The organism is Candidatus Erwinia dacicola (genome assembly GCF_001756855.1).
Classification (GTDB): domain Bacteria; phylum Pseudomonadota; class Gammaproteobacteria; order Enterobacterales; family Enterobacteriaceae; genus Erwinia; species Erwinia dacicola.
The window spans coordinates 1-2,290 of the sequence record NZ_MAYS01000240.1; the positions used below are offsets into that span (position 1 = coordinate 1).

Genomic DNA, 2,290 nt, shown 5'->3' on the forward strand with positions numbered 1-2,290 from the left:
GGGCGTTTTCCCCTGGCGCTCAAGTCGCAGCTTATTCACCCAACGGGGGATAGCCGAATGGCTTACGTTAACTGCCTCTGCGGCCTTAACGTAGGTATAGCCGTGGTCGACAACTAACTTCGCCGCTTCGAGCTTAAATTCTGGCGTGAAATGTTTAGCCATTGGGTCACCTGTGGTGTTGGGAAGGTGAGAATATCACCTTCCGATCAGATGGCCAGTATCAGTGTGCCACTCCCCCCACCGGGAAATCGTCGCCGCATTCTAAGGAACTGTACGATGCGGATGTCTCTCCGGCGCTGGTCTCGAAGGTGACGAATGCGGTGATGGAGCAGGTCGTGGAGTGGCAGAATAGCCCTCTAGAGGCCATCTACCCTATTGTTTATCTGGACTGTATTGTCCTGAAGGTACGTCAGAATAGCTGCGTCATCAATAAGTCGGTGTTCCTGGTGTTAGGCATAGACATCGAAGGCTATAAAGAACTGCTGGGCATGTAGCTCGCGGAAAACGAAGGTGCAAAGTTCTGGCTGAACGTCCTGACTGAGCTGAAAAACCGCGGCCTGAATGATATTCTAATCGCCTGTGTAGATGGTCTGAAAGGCTTTGCGGATGCCATCAACGCGGTCTATCTGGAAACGCGGATCCAGCTGTGCATCGTGCATATGGTCCGTAACAGCCTGCGCTTTGTCTCTTGGAAGGACTACAAAGCCGTCACCAGCGACCTGAAGACCATCTATCAGGCGCCGACGGAAGAGGCAGCCCTACAGGCGCCGTGGGACAACCGGTATCCGCAGATAAGCCGGAGCGGGGAGTCCAACTGGACCAACCTTGCCACGTTCTTCGCTTACCCGAAGGATATCCGCAAAATGATGTACACCACCAATGCCATTGAGTCGCTGAATAGCGTGATCCGCCATGCTATCAAGAAGCGTAAGGTGTTCCCGACGGATGACTCAGTGCGTAAAGTCGTGTGGCTGGCGATACAGGCAGCGTCGCAAAAATGGACGATGCCGCTGAAGGACTGGCGCGTGGCAATGAGTCGCTTTATTATCGAGTTCGGTGGCCGCCTGAACGACCACCTCTAAAAAGGCATTTACACAGAATCATGTACAGGGTCTTGCGGTCGGCAAAGTGCCTGTTTTCGGGTTTTTTAAGCGAGGTGGCAAGGTTTATACCCGATGCTAAATCGCGGACATTACTGCCGGTAATTGATCTTGACCCGCCATCTCCGGACAGTTTTTGTATCTTAAGTTAACGATGCCCGCTGCCGCCAGTATTCCCTCGGGGAGTTATATCCCCGCGCGCTGTGCGGGTGGTTCTCATTGTAATGCGTGAACGCTGCTGCAGCTGCAAGGTTTCGCGAGCCTGTACACGAGATTGTGTAATTGCCTGATTTTGATATGTTCAATTCAACATCAAAAACAGGTTAAATTATGGACGTAAAACAGTTACAGGCTCTGGCTAATGAACTGGCCAAAAATCTCAAAACCCCAGAGGATCTCAATCAGTTCGATCGGCTGCTGAAAAAAGTTAGTGTGGAAGCCGCCCTCAATGCCGGAATGACTCACTATCTCAGGTACGATAAAAACCAGCCCAGGACCAGTAGCAATGCCCGTAATGGTTACTCGACAAAAACGGTAGCCAGCAGTGTGGCCCACTGGAACTGCAAATTCCACGCGATCCACCCGGGAAATCGCCGCCGCGTTCAAGGAACTGTACGATGCGGATGTCTCTCCGGCGCTGGTCTCGAAGGTGACGGATGCGGTGATGGAGCAGGTCGTGGAGTGGCAGAATCGCCCTCTGGACACCATCTACCCTATTGTTTATCTGGACTGTATTGTACCTGAAGGTACGTCAGGATAGCCGCGTCATCAATAAGTCGGTGTTCCTGGCGCTGGGCATAAACATCGAAGGCCATAAAGAACTGCTGGGCATGTAGCTCGCAGAAAACGAAGGTGCAAAGTTCTGGCTGAACGTCCTGACTGAGCTGAAAAACCGCGGCCTGAATGATATCCTGATCGCCTGTGTAGATGGTCTGAAAGGCTTTTCGGATGCCATCAACGCGGTCTATCCGGAAACGCGGATCCAGCTGTGCATCGTGCATATGGTCCGTAACAGCCTGCGCTTTGTCTCCTGAAAGGACTACAAAGCCGTCACCAGCGACCTGAAGACCATCTATCAGGTGCCGACGGAAGAGGCAGCCCTACAGGCGCCGTGGGACAACCGATATCCGCAGATAAGCCGGAGCGGGGAGTCCAACTGGACCAACCTTACCACGTTCTTCGCTTACCCG

Annotated in this window: 1 protein-coding gene and 3 pseudogenes; 3 read left to right on the forward strand and 1 reads right to left on the reverse strand. The window is 52.8% G+C overall.

Going from position 1 to position 2,290, the window contains the following annotated elements; genetic code table 11:
- The coding region (locus tag BBW68_RS20620) for a transposase (protein ID WP_148127589.1) at positions 1-162 on the reverse strand (162 nt) is incomplete at its 3' end.
- Positions 163-241: 79 nt separating this feature from the next.
- Between BBW68_RS20620 and BBW68_RS07480 the strand changes: the two are divergent.
- From BBW68_RS07480 to BBW68_RS16190, 3 pseudogenes are all read left to right on the forward strand, one after another.
- Positions 242-1,082 (forward strand): annotated as a pseudogene (locus BBW68_RS07480) (IS256 family transposase); the annotation flags it as partial.
- A gap of 34 nt (positions 1,083-1,116) precedes the next feature.
- Positions 1,117-1,210, forward strand: a pseudogene (locus BBW68_RS17740) (IS1595 family transposase); the annotation flags it as partial.
- Between the two features lie 220 nt (positions 1,211-1,430).
- Positions 1,431-2,290: pseudogene (locus BBW68_RS16190) on the forward strand (IS256 family transposase); the annotation flags it as partial.